Annotated in this window: 18 protein-coding genes; 9 read left to right on the top strand and 9 right to left on the bottom strand. The window is 61.3% G+C overall.

The features are described 5' to 3' along the window. The first annotated feature begins 177 nt into the window (after positions 1–177). The 7 genes from rsfS (at position 178) to ACP148_RS17555 (ending at position 6,337) form a co-directional block, all read left to right on the top strand. Positions 178–570 carry a ribosome silencing factor gene (gene rsfS / locus ACP148_RS17585; RefSeq protein WP_421952747.1) on the top strand — a complete coding sequence of 131 codons (393 nt, stop codon included), beginning with the start codon at positions 178–180 and terminating at the stop codon, positions 568–570. An 18-nt stretch (positions 571–588) separates the two neighbouring features. Continuing rightward, complete coding sequence (gene rlmH / locus ACP148_RS17580) at positions 589–1,074, top strand: 23S rRNA (pseudouridine(1915)-N(3))-methyltransferase RlmH (RefSeq protein ID WP_421952748.1); 486 nt, start codon at positions 589–591, stop codon at positions 1,072–1,074. Positions 1,075–1,156: 82 nt separating this feature from the next. Next, positions 1,157–2,494, top strand: a complete 1,338-nt coding sequence (locus ACP148_RS17575) for a murein hydrolase activator EnvC family protein (protein ID WP_421952749.1) — start codon at positions 1,157–1,159, stop codon at positions 2,492–2,494. Next, positions 2,494–3,858: a S41 family peptidase gene (locus ACP148_RS17570; protein ID WP_421952750.1), complete on the top strand. Its 1,365-nt coding sequence runs from the start codon at positions 2,494–2,496 to the stop codon at positions 3,856–3,858. The genes ACP148_RS17575 and ACP148_RS17570 overlap by 1 nt, the downstream gene beginning before the upstream one ends. 126 nt (positions 3,859–3,984) lie before the next feature. Continuing rightward, positions 3,985–5,121 carry a divergent polysaccharide deacetylase family protein gene (locus ACP148_RS17565; RefSeq protein WP_421952751.1) on the top strand — a complete coding sequence of 379 codons (1,137 nt, stop codon included), beginning with the start codon at positions 3,985–3,987 and terminating at the stop codon, positions 5,119–5,121. Beyond that, positions 5,118–5,654, top strand: coding sequence for an RNA pyrophosphohydrolase (locus ACP148_RS17560; protein ID WP_421952752.1), 537 nt, complete (start codon positions 5,118–5,120; stop codon positions 5,652–5,654). Before ACP148_RS17565 ends, ACP148_RS17560 begins: the two co-directional genes overlap by 4 nt. Further along, positions 5,651–6,337 (top strand): aspartate/glutamate racemase family protein, encoded by a 687-nt coding sequence (locus ACP148_RS17555; RefSeq protein WP_421952753.1) that lies wholly within the window; start codon positions 5,651–5,653, stop codon positions 6,335–6,337. Before ACP148_RS17560 ends, ACP148_RS17555 begins: the two co-directional genes overlap by 4 nt. A gap of 67 nt (positions 6,338–6,404) precedes the next feature. On the opposite strand, the gene ACP148_RS17550 is transcribed toward ACP148_RS17555, so the two are convergent. From ACP148_RS17550 to ACP148_RS17510, 9 genes are all read right to left on the bottom strand, one after another. Beyond that, positions 6,405–8,453 (bottom strand): methyl-accepting chemotaxis protein, encoded by a 2,049-nt coding sequence (locus ACP148_RS17550; protein ID WP_421952754.1) that lies wholly within the window; start codon positions 8,451–8,453, stop codon positions 6,405–6,407. Positions 8,454–8,858: 405 nt separating this feature from the next. Further along, a protein-coding gene (locus ACP148_RS17545; protein WP_421951250.1) for an IS5 family transposase occupies positions 8,859–9,622 on the bottom strand; the annotation gives its coding sequence in 2 pieces (ribosomal slippage) (positions 8,859–9,295 and positions 9,295–9,622; 765 coding nt in all). Positions 9,623–9,908: 286 nt separating this feature from the next. Next, positions 9,909–10,331 carry a F0F1 ATP synthase subunit epsilon gene (locus ACP148_RS17540; protein ID WP_421952755.1) on the bottom strand — a complete coding sequence of 141 codons (423 nt, stop codon included), beginning with the start codon at positions 10,329–10,331 and terminating at the stop codon, positions 9,909–9,911. Positions 10,332–10,402: 71 nt separating this feature from the next. Beyond that, positions 10,403–11,842, bottom strand: coding sequence for a F0F1 ATP synthase subunit beta (gene atpD / locus ACP148_RS17535; protein WP_014132312.1), 1,440 nt, complete (start codon positions 11,840–11,842; stop codon positions 10,403–10,405). Positions 11,843–12,026: 184 nt separating this feature from the next. Further along, the gene (locus tag ACP148_RS17530; protein WP_421952756.1) at positions 12,027–12,911 is read right to left on the bottom strand and encodes a F0F1 ATP synthase subunit gamma; all 885 of its coding nucleotides are present in this window, start codon (positions 12,909–12,911) and stop codon (positions 12,027–12,029) included. 36 nt (positions 12,912–12,947) lie between these two features. Then, the gene (atpA, locus tag ACP148_RS17525) at positions 12,948–14,483 is read right to left on the bottom strand and encodes a F0F1 ATP synthase subunit alpha (RefSeq protein ID WP_421952757.1); all 1,536 of its coding nucleotides are present in this window, start codon (positions 14,481–14,483) and stop codon (positions 12,948–12,950) included. Next, a complete protein-coding gene (locus tag ACP148_RS17520) occupies positions 14,483–15,043 on the bottom strand; it encodes a F0F1 ATP synthase subunit delta (protein WP_421952758.1) in 561 nt (186 codons plus the stop codon). The genes atpA and ACP148_RS17520 overlap by 1 nt, the downstream gene beginning before the upstream one ends. Continuing rightward, positions 15,040–15,222 carry a hypothetical protein gene (locus ACP148_RS17515; RefSeq protein WP_421952759.1) on the bottom strand — a complete coding sequence of 61 codons (183 nt, stop codon included), beginning with the start codon at positions 15,220–15,222 and terminating at the stop codon, positions 15,040–15,042. The genes ACP148_RS17520 and ACP148_RS17515 overlap by 4 nt, the downstream gene beginning before the upstream one ends. 41 nt (positions 15,223–15,263) lie before the next feature. Further along, entirely contained in the window at positions 15,264–17,429 is a 2,166-nt protein-coding gene (locus ACP148_RS17510; protein WP_421952760.1) for a primosomal protein N', read from the bottom strand. 119 nt (positions 17,430–17,548) lie between these two features. Between ACP148_RS17510 and ACP148_RS17505 the strand changes: the two genes are divergently transcribed. Both ACP148_RS17505 and ACP148_RS17500 read left to right on the top strand, forming a co-directional pair. Next, positions 17,549–18,478, top strand: a complete 930-nt coding sequence (locus ACP148_RS17505) for a tyrosine recombinase XerC (RefSeq protein ID WP_421952761.1) — start codon at positions 17,549–17,551, stop codon at positions 18,476–18,478. 57 nt (positions 18,479–18,535) lie between these two features. Continuing rightward, the gene (locus ACP148_RS17500) at positions 18,536–19,495 is read left to right on the top strand and encodes a DMT family transporter (RefSeq protein ID WP_421952762.1); all 960 of its coding nucleotides are present in this window, start codon (positions 18,536–18,538) and stop codon (positions 19,493–19,495) included. The last annotated feature ends 13 nt before the right edge of the window (positions 19,496–19,508 follow it).

Genomic DNA, 19,508 nt, shown 5'->3' with positions numbered 1-19,508 from the left:
ACATTAATCCATGATCGATAACGACAGCATGTGCCCTTGGCAAAGTGCCGTGGCGCACGCATATTGGTCCCGTGCAACGCACGACGCGCTGCATGCGTTTATCGACAAGCTGACACAAGGAAACCGAAAAGGCTTGATGACCCAACATATGCCCCAAAGGGTGGAGGACCACGCTTGATGGCTCCCACGCCCAGCAAGTCGGTATCGGGCGATGCCGCAACCAAGGCCGTTCCCCAGGTCCCCGTTCTCGACCTGATCCTCGCATCGCTTGACGATGCAAAGGCCGAAGAAACGATCTCCATCGACATCACCGGAAAATCCTCGCTGGCCGACCATATGGTCGTGACGTCCGGGCGTTCCAACCGCCATGTCGCCGCTGTCGCCGACCAACTGGTCCAGGCGCTCAAGGAAAACGGCTACGACAAACCCCGGATTGAGGGACTTCCGTCCGCCGACTGGGTTCTGGTCGATGCATCCGATGTGATCGTACACATTTTCCGCCCTGAAGTTCGCGAGTTCTACAACATCGAAAAGATGTGGGCCGCGGATTTCGGGACCGATGCGCACTAGCAGAGCCTAACGGTTCGCATGCGTGTTTTGATCGTCGCGGTCGGGCGAATGAAAGCCGGACCCGAACGGGAACTTGTGGCGCGTTATCTCGGCCGCGCCACCGCCAGCGGCAGGCCACTCGGGCTTGCCGATTTCTCCGTTATCGAGCTTGGCGAATCCCGCGCTTCGAGCCCGGACGCGCGCAAGGCGGAAGAAGCCCGCGCCATTCGCGCCGCCATTCCGGAGAAAAGCGCTGTCATCACCCTCGATGAACGCGGCAAGTCATTGCCAAGCGCCGATTTCGCGACCCGCATTGCCGATTGGCGCGACACGGGCAAGCCAGCTCTCGTCCTTGTCGTGGGTGGAGCCGACGGCCTAGCGAAAGAACTCCGCGATACGGCCGACCTGGTAATCTCATTTTCCGCAATGACCTGGCCGCACCAGCTCGTGCGCATCATGGCCGCCGAGCAGCTCTATCGCGCAACGACAATTTTGTCCGGCCATCCCTACCACCGGGGCGATTGATGGCGCCGTCTCTGCTATGGTCCGGGCTGATTCGGAGTTTGCCGGTTTGAGCCTGTCTGTGGGACCTTTCCTGAAGCCCTCTTTGCCTATTTTGCTGGCCGCCATTGCGGCCTCGGGACTAGCGCTCGTCCAACCCACGGCCATCTCCCACGCTCAAGAAGACCAAATCCCGGCCCTCGAAGACGTTCCAGCCCAGGAGCTTGAGCAAACGACCCGGTCGGTCCAGGGCGATCTCGAAAATGTCCGCGGCGAGATCGATCTCAGCGCCGAGCGCATCGAAGCGATCCGGGCCGAAATCGAAGCGCTTGATGGCGATGCCACCCAGTTGGGCGCCGAATTGATCGCGGCGGGACAACGGGTCGATCTGGCTGATGAGGACATCAGGCTGATTGAAGAACGGCTCGAAGCGCTGTTTGCGTCCGAGCAATCGGTTCGTGCCCGTCTCGATGGTCATGACCGCTCGATCTCCAACCTTCTGGCGTCCCTCCAGCGCATTTCGGCCCACCCTCCCCCCGCGATCATCGTCGATCCGTCGGATGCATTGGGGTCGGCCCGTGCCGCCATGTTGCTCGGCGCGGTATTGCCTCAATTGCAGGAACGGGCCGAAACGGTTACCGAGAGCCTCAACGAGCTGATCGCGCTCAAACAGACCGCGCTCGCCGAATCCGAGCGACTCAATGCCAACCTCACAACGCTCAATGAGGAACGTCTGCGCATCGCAACCATCATCGAAGCGCGCAGTCAGGGGCTCGAGTGGTTGAGCGATGACTTGCTGCGCGAGGAAGCCGAAGCCCAGGCACTGGCCGATCGCGCGACGTCTCTCGAACAATTGATCGCCGGGCTGGAAGGCCGCATCGCCGCCATGACGGCCGCCGATGAAGCCACCCGGGCCGCCGATTCCGGCCAGACCGTGCCGACCCTCGACCCCGAAACGCTCCGCCTGGCCTTTGCCGATACCGCCCGCACCGAACCGGCGGTTCCCCTTGAAGCTGCAAGGGGTTACCTTAGCGCTCCCGTTGCAGGTACGACACTCACCACCTATGGCGCCGCTGACGGATATGGCGGTCAATCCAAAGGCATAACGATCTCGACAGCCGGCGGCGCCACGGTTTCAGCGCCCGCCGATGGATGGGTGGTTCATTCCGGCCCGTTCCTCAATTACGGCCAAATCGTCATTCTCAATGCAGGCCAGAATTACCTTGTCGTTCTGGCCGGGCTCGATACGGTGACGGCAGAGCCGGGTGCCTTCGTCCAGATGGGCAGCCCGATCGGAACCATGGGCGCCGCGCCGAACCTGGAAGCCGGCGCTGGAGCTTCCGGTCCGGCACTGTATATTGAACTTCGGGAAGGTGGCATTCCCATAGACCCCGAGGGCTGGTGGACAGCCCAGACCCAACAACAGGAAAGTGGAACGAGCTGATGGCGTTGGTATTCAAGCGGGTTCTGATCGTCATGCTGGCGATCGCCGCGAGCGTGGGGCCGGTGTCCGCCCAGAACGATCAAACCCAACTCGAACAGGAAGAGCTCTATCGCCAGCTCGAATTGTTCGGTCTGGTCCTCGACCGCATTCGGGACGAATATATCGAGGCGCCCGATGAGACCGAACTGATCCGCGCCGCCATCCAGGGCATGCTGACCTCGCTCGACCCGCACTCGGCTTATCTTTCCCCCGAAAGCTTTGCCGATGTGCGCGAGGATACCTCGGGCACGTTCGGCGGACTGGGCATTGAGGTCACCATGGAAGAGGGTTTGGTCAAGGTCGTCACCCCCTATGACGACAGTCCCGCCTCGCGCGCCGGCATTCTTGCCAACGATTATGTCGTTGAAATCGATGGGCAGCAGGTCATGGGCATGACTCTGGACGATGCCGTTGAGCTGATGCGCGGCGAGGTGGGCACCGACGTCGATGTTGTGATATCCCGCGAGGGCGCGGAACAGCTCATAGAACTGACGCTCACGCGCGATATCATATCCGTTTCCGCGGTTCGCTGGAGCATGGAACGCGACGTTCCACTGATCCGCCTGTCGCGGTTCTCGGGGCAGGCCTATAGCGGGCTGACCGATGCGATCCAGGAAATTTTCGAGGAAAATGATGGCGAAGCACCGCAGGGCATCATTCTCGATCTACGCAACAATCCTGGCGGCCTTGTCGATCAGGCCCAATTCGTGGCCGATGCCTTCCTCTCGCAAGGTTCGGTGGTTCTGACCCGCGGCCGCATCCCCAACCAGAATTCGCGCTACGACGCCAGCCCCGACGAAATCGACGCCATGCTGGCCGAGGTGCCGATTATCGTGCTCATCAACGGCGGGTCGGCTTCGGCTGCCGAAATCGTCGCCGGAGCCCTGCAGGATCAGGGGCGCGCGACGCTGGTTGGCACACGCTCGTTCGGCAAGGGGTCGGTACAGTCGATCATCCCGCTCGGTTTCGACGGCGCCATGCGGCTCACCACGGCCCGCTACTACACGCCCAACAATCGCTCCATCCAGGCGCTGGGGATCACACCGGATATCGAAGTTCTCCAGGATGTGCCGGAAGAATTCCAGGGCCGCGATCTCTTGATCGGCGAGGCTGGCCTGGCAGGACATATTTCCGGTGAGGCCGAGGAGGAAGCGACCGTTGGATCATCGGTTTACGTTCCCGCAGAACGTTCCGAGGACAACCAGCTCCAATATGCCATCGATCTCATTTTGGGCGAAGCCGAAGACCCTGCCTTCCCGCCCAATCCCGACGCGGTCATCGCACAGCAAGAGTCCCAAGCCGTCGAGGTGACTGAATCCCAATAGCCTGTGCTATAGCTCGATTTGACCCTATGCTGGCCCGATTCGCGGGCCAGCCCGGATGACACGCCTCTTGCGGGCAAAAGTCTGAAACGGTGGAAACACATTGCGAGCTTGGGGACCAGCCGCACCATGACCGACGAGTTGAGCAGACCGCTCGGCCGGAAACGCCGCACCCATGCCAGCCGATGGCTGGGGCTTCCATGGGGTCGGATAAGTGCGGCTCTGGTGGGGCTTGCCGGCCTGGGCATCGGGGCGTGGATCATATTGGTCGATGACCCTCAAGGGGGCCGCCCGGTGGCCGATGCGCCTGTCAGCCTCGAGCCCGAACCCAATCCGGTCGCCGAACAGGTCGCGTCCGAGCCGGCGCCGAATGCCATCAGCCCGGCTCGGACCGATGGCCCTTCGATCATTACGCTCGGCGAAACCGCACCGGCACCCGATTTGGCCGGGGACCCGGCAAGCGACCTCGGGCAGGATTTGTTCGAGATGACCGAGAACGGCCCCCTTCCCCGGGTCAGCAGTTCGGGCCTCAAACCCTATGAGGCCTATTCCCGTCCCTCGGTCTCTCCCCAGGCCGCCGGCGGTCGCAAGCTTATCGCGGTCGTCATCTCGGGGCTCGGGTTGAGCGACCCCACAACCCGCGAAGCCATCAATGCACTTCCCGGCACCGTAACGCTGGCCTTTGCGCCCTATGGAGGCAATCTCGAAGCACTGACCGATATGGCGCGGGCCGACGGTCATGAAATCATGCTGGAAATTCCGCTCGAACCGTTCGATTATCCCCAGAACGACCCCGGTCCACATACGCTTCTCGTCGAGCAGCCGACCCGCGACAACCTCGAAAAGCTCTATTGGCTTTTGACGCGCATGACCGGCTATACCGGCGTCATCAACCATATGGGCGCGCGCTTTACAGCCTCGGCGGTCGATTTCTCACCCATTATGGAAGAACTTGGCATGCGCGGTCTTGCCTATCTCGACGATGGCAGTTCCAACCGCTCTCTCGCTCCACAACTGGCCCGTCAGAACGCAGTGCCCTTCGCGCGGGTGGACCGCTTTATCGACACAAATCCCTCCCAGGCATCCATTCTCGCAGAACTCGACAACCTCAAGACGACCGCCGACGAACGGGGTAACGCCATCGGCATTTTGTCGGCCCTTCCGGTATCGATCCGCACCCTGGCCGACTGGGCCGCCGCGCTCGATCAGGAACAGTATCTTCTCGTCCCGGTGAGTGCCCTTTCCGGCACGGAGACAACACAATGAGTAAGGCGCCGAACCGCGCAGAACTGCCCTATCGCGACTGCGTGGGAATCGCGCTTTTCAATGATCGCGGGCAGGCATTCCTCGCCCGACGCATTCTCACACCCGGTCCCGACACCTCGGAAGTTGACGCTCCTTGGCAGATGCCCCAGGGCGGCATCGATGCCGGTGAGGACGCTCTGTCCGCCGCCTATCGCGAGCTCTACGAGGAAACGGGCATCCGCACGATACGCCTTCTCGCCCAGGCGCCGGACTGGATCTATTACGACCTGCCCGACGAGGTTCTGGGCATCGCGCTAAAGGGAAAATATCGCGGCCAGCGTCAGCAATGGTTCGCGTTCCTGTTCGAGGGCGAGGAAAGCGAGATTACCCTGCTCCACGACAATCCGGGGATCGACCCCGAGTTCGATGACTGGCGCTGGGAGGCGTTCGACCAGGTTCCCGAAATCATCGTCCCTTTCAAGCGCCCCGCATATCTCGAGGTCGTGGAGGCCTTTGCGCATGTTCCGGACGAGCTTCGGGCGCGCAAGGCATGAAGACGATCGGGTTGATCGGCGGCATGAGCTGGGAATCCACGGCTCAATACTATGCGCTCATCAACCGGGAAACCGCAAGGCGGCGCGGTGGACTGCATTCCGCGCCCATCCTTTTGGACTCCCTGGACTTCGCCGAGATAGAAGCGCTTCAAGCCCAAGGAGATTGGGCACGGGCCGGCGAACGCCTCGCGGCTTCCGGCCGGCGGCTCGAGACCGCGGGTGCCGAAATGCTGGTGCTGACCACCAACACCATGCATATCGTCGCGCCAAGCATCGAAGCAGCAACGACCGTCCCTTTCCTGCACATCGCTGACCCCACCGCCGACTCATTGATCGAAGACGGCGCGCAAACCGTCGGACTGCTGGGCACGCGGTTCACCATGGAAATGGATTTCTACAAGGACCGGCTGCGCCAGCGCGGGCTCGACACCATCGTGCCCGAGGTCGACCGGACCAATCTGGACGGCATTATTTACAACGAACTTTGCCGCGGCATCGTCAACGATGCCTCTCGCAGCATCTATATCGAGGCCATCGACCGCCTCGGCGCGCGCGGCGCAGACGCAATTATCCTTGGCTGCACGGAACTGGGACTTCTCATCTCTGACGATGACAGCCCTCTCCCCGTTTACGATACGACGGCCCTGCATGCCAAAAGCGCCGTTGCGCGCGCTCTTGGATAACCCGCTTGCCGCAACGAAAAAGGGGCGCCGATGGCGCCCCTGATCATGTATCAAATCAAGTCTTCGATCAGAATTCGCTCCACTCGTGATCGATGGCGGCGTTGCCATGGCTCAGATAGGCCCCGGCAGCCTGCTTGACCTTGCTCTGAAGCGCGCGCGCATCACCCGATCCGCCGGCGGATCCATGAGTGGACGGTGACTGGGCAATTGCCGTTGCACGATCGATCCTGAAGATGTCGACGATCCTGTCGAGTGCGGTCGCCTGTTCCTCGGTCTGGGCGATGGCCGCATTTGTCTCCTCGACCAGCGCCGCATTGTGCTGGGTCATCTCGTCCATCTGGCGCACCGCGGCATTGACTTCCTCGATCGAGGACGCCTGTTCGCGGCTGTCATTGGCGATCTGCTGCATCTGGCTGGTGTTGGTGCGCGCCGCCTCGAGCATGGCCACAAGCTTTTCGGCAGCCTGCGCCACAAGCTTTGACCCACCATCGACCTCATTGGCCGACTGTTCGATCAGCGCCTTGACCTCGGACGACGCCGATGCCGCGGACTGGGCGAGCCGCCGCACTTCGACGGCAACCACGGCAAAGCCCTTGCCCGCATCTCCGGCCCGCGCCGCTTCCACAGAAGCGTTGAGTGCCAGGAGATTGGTCTGGAAGGCAATGTCGTCAATCATCTTGATGATGTCGGAGACCTTGGCCGAAGATGTGGTGATGCGCTCCATGGCGCTGGTCGCCGCGTCCATGACCTCGCCGCCCTCTTCGGCCGATTTGGTAACCGAAGCCGCGGTCTGGGACGCGTCCTGGGCACGGCGGGCATTGTCCATGACCGTGGCCGCCAATTGTTCCATGGCCGCCGAGGTTTCCTCGATGGTCGCCGCCTGACGGGTGGTGCGTTCGGACAGGTCATTGGCACCCGACAGGATCTCGCCAGTCGCCGTCTTGAGGGTCCGCGACGTGCCGCGCAGCTCCAGAACGATGTCGGAGAGCTTTTCGGCAACGGCGTTGGTGTCGTTCTTGAGCTGGGCAAAGGCGCCCTGATACTCGCCCATTACCCGCGTGGTAAGGTCGGTATTGGCCAGGGCGCCGAGCACACCCGCGGTTTCGCGCAGGCCACGATCGACGGTCGAGACCAGATCGTTGACACTGCCCGCCAGCCCGTTCAGCTCGGCGTCGGCGAAGTTGGCTTCGACCCGCTGGGAGAAATCCCCGGCAATTGCCGCATCGACAACATTGCCGAAAGCGGTTTGGAGGTCACCCATCATCACCCGGCGCGCTTGCTCGTCGGCGATGATGCGCGCCGCTTCGGCTTCGGTCATCGCGGCAACCTTCTGGCCGTTCTCGCGGAACACTTCCACTGCACGCGCCATGTCGCCGACTTCGTTCTTGCGGTCGGTGTAGGGCACTTCGACGTCGAACTCGTTCTGCGCAATACTGCCCATCACCCCCGAAAGGACGGGAATTGGACGCGCGATCAGACGTGACGCGAAAATTGAGACGACACACATCACCGCCAATGCGATACCGGCCACGATCAGTAGCAGGTTCATGGTGTCGGTTACCACCGCTGTAATGGCACCCTGGCTGACGCCGACATACAAGAGCCCCAGAACGTCGGTGCCGGACAGGTATGTGATCGGCTGATAGACCGAATAATAATGCTCACCGTTGACATTGGTCGTGGTAAAGAGCGCGCCCTGTTCCAGAATCCGGGTGTGAATATCGCCATTGGCGGGGATCGGATCCTGAACGATCCGGTTGCCATCGGCATCGGTCATCGATGTTGTCACCTGTTCGAAGGCCTGCGTCTCCGCGTTCCAGGCGAAGATCGCGGCCGTTTCGCCGGTCACGCGACCGATCGAATCGGCGATGTCGTTATTGTAAAAGCGCGGCATGACCCAGGTGCCAATGCTCGCCACATCGCCCTCCTCGGTCCAATCCACCTGAATACCGCCCATCCCGCCCAGGATGGTCGCGGCGGTCCGGATATTGGATTGCTGGCTGGACCTGGCGACCGCATCGCTATTGGCCGAAAGGTTGATGTAAACCGCCATAACGACGGCCCCGACCGAAAGCACCACTGCGGCAACCACCATCGCGGCGATCGTGGTGGTCATAGGGATACGACCCAGAATTCTGCTGGTTAAGCCCCGCATGTCCGTCTGCTCCTTGTGGACGAATACCTTCCCCCTCCTGGGAAATCCACGCAAAGCTACGGACATATGATTAAATGATCGTTTCAGTTCGCAAGAACCAAAACACTTGCCGCCCTAAAAGCGGCGGGCCGCACCATGACATACCAAAATGGAAGGCCGGCGACGTTGCGCATAACTATATTTGAAATATATTCTTACGGCGCCAACCGTCTGAGTACCGAACAGACCGCAACGTTGGGCACAATTGTGTCTCGCCGCCGGTTCATCATAGGCTTTGACTGAAGCGACAACGGAAAAGGCGCCGCAAGGGCGCCTTTAGACAAACGATCGACAAGAAACAGGTCCTAGGCTGTGGTGACGATTTAATCATTTAAGCCACAGCATGACGCTGGCAATTTTGACGAAGCCGAGGAAGTGGGCGGCGCGCTTGTCATATCGAGTTGCGATGCGGCGCCACTGCTTGAGCTTGGCGAAAAAACCTTCGATGCCCCAGCGTTGCCGATAGGCGATCTTGTCGTAGCCATGTTGGTATTTGCGGTGGCGGCGGGGCGGGATCACTGGCTCGCCGCCTTCATCGAGAATGACATCATGGAGGCTATCGGCGTCATAAGCCCGGTCGGCGAGAACTTTGCCCGCGGCCAGTCCGGCGACCAGATCGCAGGCGGGTGCCATATCATTTTGCTGACCCGGCCCGAGCGCAAAGCGGACTGGCAGGCCAAGCGCATCAACTACGGCATGGAGCTTGGTGCCGAAACCGCCACGGGAGCGACCGAGAGCCTGGGTTTGCGCTCCCCCCTTTTTCGCCGCGCCCCTGCGGCCTGGGCCTGGGCGCGGATCACTGTGGCGTCGATGGCCAACCATTCGAGATCGGGAGCGTTCGCGACCGCCTCGAACAGACGATCAAACACGCCCATCTCGATCCAGCGGTAATAGCGCCGCTTGACCGTCTGGTAAGGACCGAACCGGTCTTCGGGCAGATCGCGCCAGCGGCCACCAGACCGGGCCATCCACAAAAGCGCATTGAAAAACCGACGCCCATCACTACGTGGGCCGCGCTTGCCCTTGCGACCGCCCGGGACAAACGGCTTGATCTGTTCCCACTGATCGTCGCGTAAAATCTCACCATCCATCGCTGACCTCCCAAAAGTCAGCGTTGAATCTGATTTGCCGCGATGTGGGAATCCCAAAACATTAAATCGTCACCACAGCCTAGAGCATTTCAGCGCTTCTTCGAATCGCTCCAATTGCTCTAAGTCCTTGTTTTGTCGCGTTTCCGAACCGGATAAGTGGTGCCCACTTATCCCGGAAGCGCTCTAGAGCGTGTCCAGCAAAAGTGGAAACGGTTTTGCGGTTCGGACACGCGACAAAACAAAGGTTTAGAGACAAGGATTTGATTCAATCAAATCCTGACCGGCTCTAGTGGACTGTGCCACTCAATGAAGCGCTCTCGAGCAGCAGGTTCTTCCATGTGTCGAGCGCATTCTGGGCCTCGCCCTTGTCCTCGACATCGGTCGCCTCGGCCAGCGCTTGTTGGGCTGCGGCAATGCGCGTCTCGATTTCGCTGCGACCGAATTCGCCTGCCGGTTTGGCCTCCTCGGCGAGAATGGTGACCCCCGCATCGGAGATATCGGCAAAGCCGCCACCCACAAAGAAACTGGAAACGGAACCGCTCGTATCGGTCACGGTCACAAAGCCGGGCTTGAGCACCGCCATCAGCGGCGCATGATCACCCATGACCGTCAGATAGCCTTCGGAACCCGGCACGATGACCGAGCGCGCCTGGGCGCTCAAAACGAGAACTTCAGGCGATACGATTTCGACTTTGACGCCTTCGGCCATGACTTCGTCCGTTCATCAAGCGTTCGGAAAATGCGCGGGCCGATTATCGGCCCGCACGATCTCATTGATAATCAAGCGGCTTCGGCAGCCAGCTTCTGGGCTTTCTTGACGGCATCGTCGATGGTGCCGACCATGTAGAACGCCTGTTCGGGCAGATGGTCGTATTCGCCGGCGACCAGGCCCTTGAAGGCCTTGATGGTGTCTTCGAGTTCGACATAGATGCCGGGCGAGCCGGTGAACTGCTCGGCCACGTGGAAAGGCTGGCTCATGAAGCGCTCGACCTTGCGGGCGCGGGCCACAGTGAGCTTGTCCTCTTCGGAAAGCTCGTCCATGCCCAAAATGGCGATGATGTCCTGGAGCGACTTGTAGCGCTGCAGAATCTCCTGCACCGAACGCGCCGTCTGGTAGTGCTCTTCACCAACAATGTTGGGATCGAGCATGCGCGAGTTCGAATCGAGCGGATCGACGGCCGGATAGATGCCCTTTTCCGAAATGGCGCGGTTGAGCGAGGTCGTCGCGTCAAGGTGGGCGAAGGTCGAAGCCGGAGCCGGATCGGTAAAGTCGTCGGCCGGCACGTACACGGCCTGCACCGAGGTGATCGAGCCCTTGTTGGTCGTGGTGATGCGTTCCTGGAGCGCACCCATGTCGGTACCGAGCGTCGGCTGGTAGCCCACCGCGGAAGGAATGCGGCCCAGCAGCGCCGACACTTCCGAGCCGGCCTGGGTAAACCGGAAGATATTGTCCACGAAGAACAGCACGTCCTGGCCCTTGTCGCGGAAATCTTCAGCGATCGAAAGGCCGGTCAGGGCGACGCGGGCACGCGCTCCCGGAGGCTCGTTCATCTGGCCAAAGACCAGCGCGCATTTCGAACCCTCGGTCGAACCATTGTTCTCCTTGGGGTCTTTGTTCACGCCCGACTCGATCATTTCGTAATAAAGATCGTTGCCTTCGCGTGTGCGCTCGCCAACGCCGGCGAACACCGAGTACCCGCCGTGTGCCTTGGCCACGTTGTTGATGAGTTCCTGGATCAGAACCGTCTTGCCCACGCCGGCGCCGCCGAACAAACCGATCTTGCCGCCACGCGCATAAGGGGCGAGCAGATCGATGACCTTGATGCCGGTGACGAGGATTTCAGCCTGGGTGGCCTGATCCACGAACTCCGGAGCCGGCTGGTGAATGGCGCGCTTGGAGGGCGTTTTCACCGGGCCGGCCTCGTCGATCGGTTCGCCGATGACGTTCATGATGCGGCCAAGCGTCTCGTCGCCGACCGGCACTTCGATGGCATCGCCCGTATCGCGCACTTCAACGCCGCGGGCCAGACCTTCGGTCGTGTCCATGGCGATGGTGCGAACGGCGTTTTCACCAAGGTGCTGGGCAACTTCGAGCACGAGGCGGTTGCCGTTGTTGTCGGTTTCGAGCGCGTTCAGAATGGCCGGGAGGTGACCGTCGAAGGTCACGTCCACAACGGCGCCCATAACCTGGGAGACGCGGCCGGTTTTGTTCTCTGCCATGGGTCTTGGTCCTTTCCAGAGCGCTCCGGGGAAAGTGGGCTGCACTTCTTCCCTGCGGAGCGCGATAACTTTAACTCTACCCTAGAGCCGTTCAGGATTTGATTGAATCAAATCCTCGGCTCTACACCTTTGTTTTGTCGCGTGTCCGAACCGCAAAACCGTTTCCACCTTTGCCGGACACGCCCTAGAGCGCCTCCGCGCCCGAAATGATCTCGATCAGTTCTTTGGTGATCTGGGCCTGCCGCTGGCGGTTGTAGCTCAGCTGAAGCTTGGTGATCATCTCACCGGCATTGCGGGTCGCATTGTCCATAGCGGTCATCTGGGCGCCGAAAAACGAAGCGTTGTTTTCCAGAAGCGCCCTGAAAATCTGCACGCTCACATTGCGCGGCAAAAGATCCTCAAGCAGAGCTTCCTCGTCCGGCTCGTACTCGTAGATCGCCGACCCGGATTTCAGCTCCTCGCCCTCTGTCTTTTCGAACTTGGCGGGAATGATCTGCTGAGCGGTCGGCACCTGTGAAATGACCGACTGGAACCGCGAATAAAACAGCGTGGCGACATCGAATTCGCCAGCAGCATACATCGCCAGGATTTTCGAGCCGATCTCCTGGGCCGTGCCATATCCGAGCTGCTTGACGTCGCGCAGGGAAATCTGCTCACCCATATGCTTGGCAAGGCCGCGCTTCAAAATATCGGCGCCCTTCTTGCCCACGGTGAGGATCTTGACCGTCTTGCCCTCGGCGATCAGCTTTGTGGCATGTTCGCGGGCCATACGGGCGATCGAGGAATTAAAGCCACCGGCCAATCCGCGCTCGCCGGTCGCGACCACCAGAAGATGCACATGCTCGCTGCCCGTTCCCGAGAGCAGTACCGGCGCATCGGGCCGACCTTCATAGGCAGCGCCAAGGCCGGCCAGAACCTTTTCCATACGCTCAGCGTAAGGACGTGCGGCCTCGGCCGCATCCTGGGCGCGCCGGAGCTTGGCCGCCGCGACCATCTGCATGGCCTTGGTGATCTTCTGGGTCGATTTGACCGAGTTGATCCGGTTTTTTAGGTCTTTCAAAGAGGGCATTGCGCCGAAAGCTCCTTGCCAGCCGGGTCGCCGGAATTAGGCGGTGTAAGTCTTCTTGAAAGCATCGAGAGCCGAAACCAGGCGCTCTTTGATCCCGTCGGTCAGCGCCTTTTCCTTGGCGATATCGCCAAGCACATCGGCGTGCTTGCTCCGCAGATGCGAAAGCAGTGCCTTTTCGAAGGCCTGAACGCCACGCACCGGCAGATCGTCGAGATAGCCATTGGCACCCGCAAAGATGACAGCAACCTGCTCTTCGGTCTTGAGCGGCGAAAACTGGGGCTGCTTCAAGAGCTCGGTCAGGCGAGCACCACGATTGAGCAGACGCTGGGTTGCCGCATCGAGGTCGGAGCCGAACTGGGCAAAAGCGGCCATTTCGCGATACTGGGAAAGCTCACCCTTCAAGGAACCGGCAACCTGCTTCATCGCCTTGATCTGGGCCGAACCACCCACGCGGGAAACCGAAAGGCCAACGTTCACGGCCGGACGAATGCCCTGGAAGAACAGATTGGTCTCAAGGAAGATCTGGCCGTCGGTGATCGAGATCACGTTGGTCGGAATATAGGCCGACACGTCATTGGCCTGGGTTTCGATGACCGGCAGAGCGGTGAGCGAACCCGAACCATGGTTCTCGTTGAGCTTTGCAGCGCGCTCGAGAAGACGGCTGTGAAGATAGAAAACGTCACCCGGATAGGCTTCGCGTCCGGGGGGACGGCGCAGCAGAAGCGACATCTGACGATAGGCGACGGCCTGCTTGGAAAGATCGTCATAGGCGATCACGGCGTGCATGCCGTTGTCGCGGAAAAATTCGCCGATCGCGCAGCCCGTGAACGGGGCCAGGAACTGCATCGGAGCAGGGTCCGACGCGGTCGCGGCAACGACGATCGAATATTCGAGCGCGCCATTGTCTTCCAGCATCTTGACGAACTGGGCGACGGTCGAGCGCTTCTGGCCGACCGCAACATAGACGCAATAGAGCTTTTCGTTTTCCGACGCACCGGCCTGATGGGCGGGCTTCTGGTTGAGGAAGGTGTCGAGAACGATGGCGGTCTTGCCGGTCTGGCGGTCACCGATCACCAGCTCGCGCTGGCCGCGGCCGATCGGGATCAAAGCGTCGATGGCCTTGAGGCCCGTCGACATCGGCTCATGCACCGACTTGCGCGGCAGAATGCCCGGAGCCTTGACGTCCACACGGCGGCGCTCGGTGTATTCGATCGGGCCCTTGCCATCGATCGGATTGCCCAGGCCGTCGACAACACGGCCAAGAAGACCCTTGCCCACGGGAGTATCGACGATCGAACCCGTGCGCTTGACGGTATCGCCTTCCTTGATGTCGCGGTCGGACCCGAAAATCACGACGCCGACATTGTCGGCTTCCAGGTTGAGCGCCATGCCCTTGATGCCGCCGGGGAATTCGACGAGCTCACCGGCCTGCACCTTGTCGAGGCCGAAAACGCGCGCGATGCCGTCACCGACCGAAAGCACCTGACCGACTTCGGAAACCTGGGCTTCCTTGCCGAAATCCTTGATCTGGTCCTTGAGGATCGCGGAAACTTCCGCAGCTTTGATGTCCATTAGCTGACCCCTTTCATGGCGATCTTCATGGCCGAAAGTTTTGTCTTGAGGGAGGTATCGATCATCTGGCTGCCGACCTTGACCACAAGGCCGCCGATCAGGCTTTCATCGACACGTGTAATAAGGGAAACGTCCTTGCCGACCTTGTCCTTGAGGACGGCGACAAGTTCCTTTTCCTGTTCCTTGGTCAAAGGAGCGGCGGAGGTAACTTCCGCGCTCACTTCATTGCGCGCTTCCGCGGCAAGCAGTTTGAATTCGGTGATGATCGCACCAAGCGCGAAAAGCCGGCCATTCTTTGCCACCAGCTTCAGCGTATTGGCGACCAGCTCGACCGGCTTGACCTTGTCGAGGACCGCATTGAGCGCTGCGCTCTTGACGTCGGTGGTGATCGTCGGGCTCACCAGAAAGCGCGAAAAATCATCGGAAGAATCGATAAGCCCCGCAACGGCATCGAGATCCTTCTCGACCGCCTCGATGACCTTGCCTTCCTGGGCCAGATCAAAGAGCGCCGCCGCATAGGGTCGAGCAATCTTGGACAGAACGGATCGTGGTGCGCTCAAGCCTTGTAACCCCGCTGCTTGCCCCGCCCTTTATCGTCGTCATCGCCAATAATGGCGGCGGCGGCATTGTTTTCTGTTTGTATTCTGATCGACAGGGCGAGCGCCAACAAGGGCATGCCCATGAATTCCGGGGTGGCCTTACCATGCCAAAACCGGCCACGCAAGCGCATCACGGCCAAATTGGGGCGTCGCAAATGTCGCATCGCAACAAGTTCTGCGATCAGTAAAAGCTCATCGGATCGATATCGACCTGAACGCGCAAATTTCCCTTGGCCGGAGGCCCGGTTTCAAGCCAGAACCGCACATAGCCCGACAGATCGAAATCCTTCGAACTCTGGACCAGGATACGCACCCTGTGCCGCCCCCGCACCATGGCGACCGGCGCATCGGCCGGCCCGAAACGCTTTACCCCTTCGGCGAGCGGCGCAGCTGCCATCAACGCCCTGGCCAGCGCCATGGTCTCGGTATGCTCGTTGCCCGAAACGATCAGGGCGGCCAGCCTGCCAAACGGCGGCAGGCCGCCCTGGCGGCGCACGGCCAGCTCGTGGGCGTAGAACCCTTCCCGATCCCCGCTCACCATCGCCTTCATTACCGGGTGGTCGGGATGATAGGTCTGCAGGAACGCCTTTCCCGAACGCGATTCACGCCCCGCGCGGCCTGTGACCTGGGTGAGAATCTGAAATGTCTTTTCCGCCGCCCGCGGATCGCCATGCGCCAGCCCCAGATCGGCGTCTATCACGCCGACAAGGCTGAGCTTTTCGAAATGGTGCCCCTTGGCCACCAATTGCGTGCCGATGATGATGTCGTATTCGCCCCGCGCGATTTCGGCGAATCGGTCGCGGATCTGGCGCATCGATCCCATGTCCGAGGACAGAACCACCGGCCGTGCTCCCGGGAACCGCTCGGCCACCTCTTCGGCCAGCCGCTCGATGCCCGGCCCCACCGCCACCAGCGAATCGCTGGCCCCGCACGATCCGCACACTTCGGGCGCGCGCTCTTCATGCCCGCAATGATGGCACATCAAGACGCCGCGAAACCGATGCTCGACAAGCCAGGTCGAACAATCGGGGCACTGATACTGATGCCCGCACGATCGGCACAGCGTCAGGGGCGCATAGCCGCGCCGGTTGAGAAACAATAGCGCCTGCTCGCCCCTGTCGAGCGCGTCGAACACCGCCCGCGCCAGTCGCGGCGCGATCCACTGGCCTTTTTCGGGCCCTTCGGCCCGCATATCGAGCGCCGTGATGTCGGGCAGCGCCGCGTCGGCGAACCGGCTTTCCAGCCGCACATGCGCGTAACGACCGGTCTCCCCATTATTGCGCGATTCGACAGCCGGTGTTGCAGAAGACAGGATAACCCGCGCCCCGGCCATCGACGCGCGCACCACCGCCATGTCGCGGCCATGGTAATTGACCCTGTCGGCCTGTTTGAAGGCGCCGTCGTGCTCTTCATCGAGCACCAGCAGGCCCAGTTCCCGAAACGGCAGGAACAGCGCCGAACGCGCCCCGATCACCGCCCGCACCTCGCCCGTCAACACGCCCCGCCACACCCGCGCCCGCTGTACCGGGGTCATTTCCGAATGCCATTCGGCGGCGCGCTGGCCGAAGCGTTTTTCGAACCTGTCGAGAAACGTATGGGTCAGGGCGATTTCGGGCAGGATGATCGCCACCTGCTTTCCGGTGCGCAGCATGTCGGCCACGCTCTCGAAAAACACCTCCGTTTTGCCCGAGCCGGTAATCCCGTCGAGCAGCGCGACCGAGAACCCTCCTCTGTCATGGGCCCGAATCTGATCAAGCGCGGCCTGCTGCGCCTCCGACAGCTTCGCCGGCGCGAAATCGGGCTCGGGCGGCAAGACCGGTGGTGGAGCCGGGATTTCGACCTGCTGCAAGCATCCGGACTTGACCAGCCCGTCCACCACCGCCGTTGAAACCCTCGCAGCGCCGATCAGCGCCGGCTTGGCCCAGGGATAGCCGTCTTCCATAACCGAAAGCACACGCGCCCGCGCTTCGGTCATCCTTTCGGGTTCGGGTCCGCCGCGCTTATAGGCAATCAGCGGGCGCGGCGGATCGAGCGCCTCACGGCTGCGCAACGCGCCGCGCAGCACCATCCCCGGTTGGGCCAGCGTATAGCGCGCCACCCAGTCGATTGTTTTCAGTAACTCCTCGGACAGCGCAGGCACGTCAAAAATGTGCTCGATATCCTTGAGGCGGTTATGCGCGAAATTGTCCTTGGGCTCGCCCCAGACCACCCCAAGCGTCGGCCGCGGACCGAGCGGCACGACGACGACCGAGCCGCGTTCGACCGCTTTTCCCTCGGGCACCCGATAGGAATAGGGCCCGTCCACGGCGACCGCTACCATCACTGCCACGACCGGACCGAGCGTCATCGAAAGCCTTTGCACTGGGAGAACGAAACGAGATCAACCATTGGGCACCATAATTGTCAAATGCGATTCGGCCAGCCCCAATTGGCGCTCTGGTAACTTATGGGCGCTACCATCTCCCCATGACCGATACCGGCTTTGCCATTTCCGATGCCCTGCGCGCCCACATATCGAGTTGGCGGCGCGAGCTTGCAACAATCAGACGCCTGTCTCCCAAGACGCTGGAGGCCTATGGCCGCGACGTCGACCAGTTCATGGCATTTCTCTCCGGCCATCTGGGCGGCACCGTCGACATCACCGATCTCCAAACGCTCCGGCCTGCCGATCTGCGCGCGTTTCTCGCCGACCGCCGCCGCAATGATGTGGGTTCGCGCAGCCTTGCCCGTTCGCTTTCCGGGATAAAGTCGTTTTTCACCTATGTTGAGCGCGAAGGCATCATGGCGCTCGAAGCGCTTTCGGTCGTTCGCACGCCCAAGCTGCCGCGCTCCCTGCCCAAGCCCCTTTCCGCGCCAGAGGCAAAAGGCGCCGGCCCCGCAATCCATGAAATGGAAGATCGTCCATGGGTCGCGGCCCGCGATGCCGCCGTCATTGCCCTGTGCTACGGTTCCGGCCTGCGCATCTCCGAGGCCCTGGCTCTGACCCGTTCCGATCTCGACGGCACGACACTGCGGATCCTCGGTAAGGGCAACAAGGTCCGGCTGGTGCCCCTGATCGCCCCGGTCAGGGCAGCCATCGACGATTATCTGCGGCTCTGTCCCTTTTCGCCCTCACCAAACGAACCCATGTTCCGCGGCGTGCGCGGCGGCGCGCTCAGCCCCCGCCTCATCCAGCTCCGTCTCGAGCACTTGCGCGGCGCCATGGGCCTGCCGGCCTCGGCGACCCCGCACGCGCTGCGCCATTCCTTTGCCACCCACCTTCTGGCGAGGGGCGGCGATTTGCGTGCCATACAGGAACTGCTGGGGCACGCCTCGCTTTCGACCACCCAGATCTACACCCATATCGACGGCGAACGGCTGCTCGAGGCTTACCGCGCCGCCCATCCGCGCCGCTAGCGCCCGACGCAATCGGGGTATAGTGTCGGCCGACATTTTTCTGGCCAGTATCTTCTTATGTCCGCATTTTCTTCATCCGATCGGGACCAGTTTGCCGGTCTCGCGCTCGCTGCGCTCGGCGCGGCCCTGTTTGCCACCAAGGGCATCTTTGTAAAGCTCGCCTACGAGCAGGGCCTCGACGCCATTACCACCCTGACCTGGCGCATGCTTTTAGCGACGCCGTTCTTTGCGCTGATGGGATTTTTGGCTTACCGGGACCGTCGTGCCGGACGCGGCCGACACGCGAACAGGCCGGTGCCGGTCCGCTCGGTTGCCGGTGCTGCCGCCATCGGCATCCTCGGCTATTATGGTGCGAGCTTTCTCGATTTCCTCAGCCTCGACCTCATTACCGCCCAGCTCAACCGGCTGGTGCTTTTGACCTATCCGTTCATGGTGCTGATCCTGGGCGCGGTTCTGTTCCGCCGCGCGCTCAGGCCCTCGGTCGTGGGCGCTGCGCTGCTGGCCTATCTCGGAATCGGGGTGATTTTCGGCCATGACATGGTGATCGAAGGCGAAGCCGTCATAGCCGGTACGCTGTTCGCACTGGCCAGCGCTTTGGCCTATGCGCTCTACCAGCTGTTTGCAAAGCCGCTGATCGACACGCTGGGGCCTAGACTGTTCACCGCCATCGCGATGACCGCAGCGGGAGGCGCGGTTTTCCTCCATTTTCTGCTCACCCATCCATTTGCCGGTCTGGCAATCCCGCCCGAGGCGTTTTCCATCCTGTTGGCCCTGGCGCTGGCCGCCACCGTCGCCCCGGTTTCCATCATTGCGGCAGCCATCGGGATGGTAGGCGCCGAGCGGACGGCGGTGTTTGGGAATATCTCTCCCATTCTGACCATCGTTCTCGCCATTTTCGTTCTGGGCGAGCCATTTACACCGATTCACGGCCTGGGAACGGCACTGGTAATTTGCGGAATTTTGCTGTTCACTCGGCTCACAACTCAACCGAAAAGCGCGGTGCAAGCCGGCCAGTAAGAGGGACGAGACT

Source organism: Pelagibacterium sp. (genome assembly GCF_965249125.1).
Classification (GTDB): Bacteria; Pseudomonadota; Alphaproteobacteria; order Rhizobiales; family Devosiaceae; genus Pelagibacterium.
The sequence above is the reverse complement of the archived record's forward strand: the minus strand, read 5'-3'. Positions and strand labels throughout refer to the sequence as shown.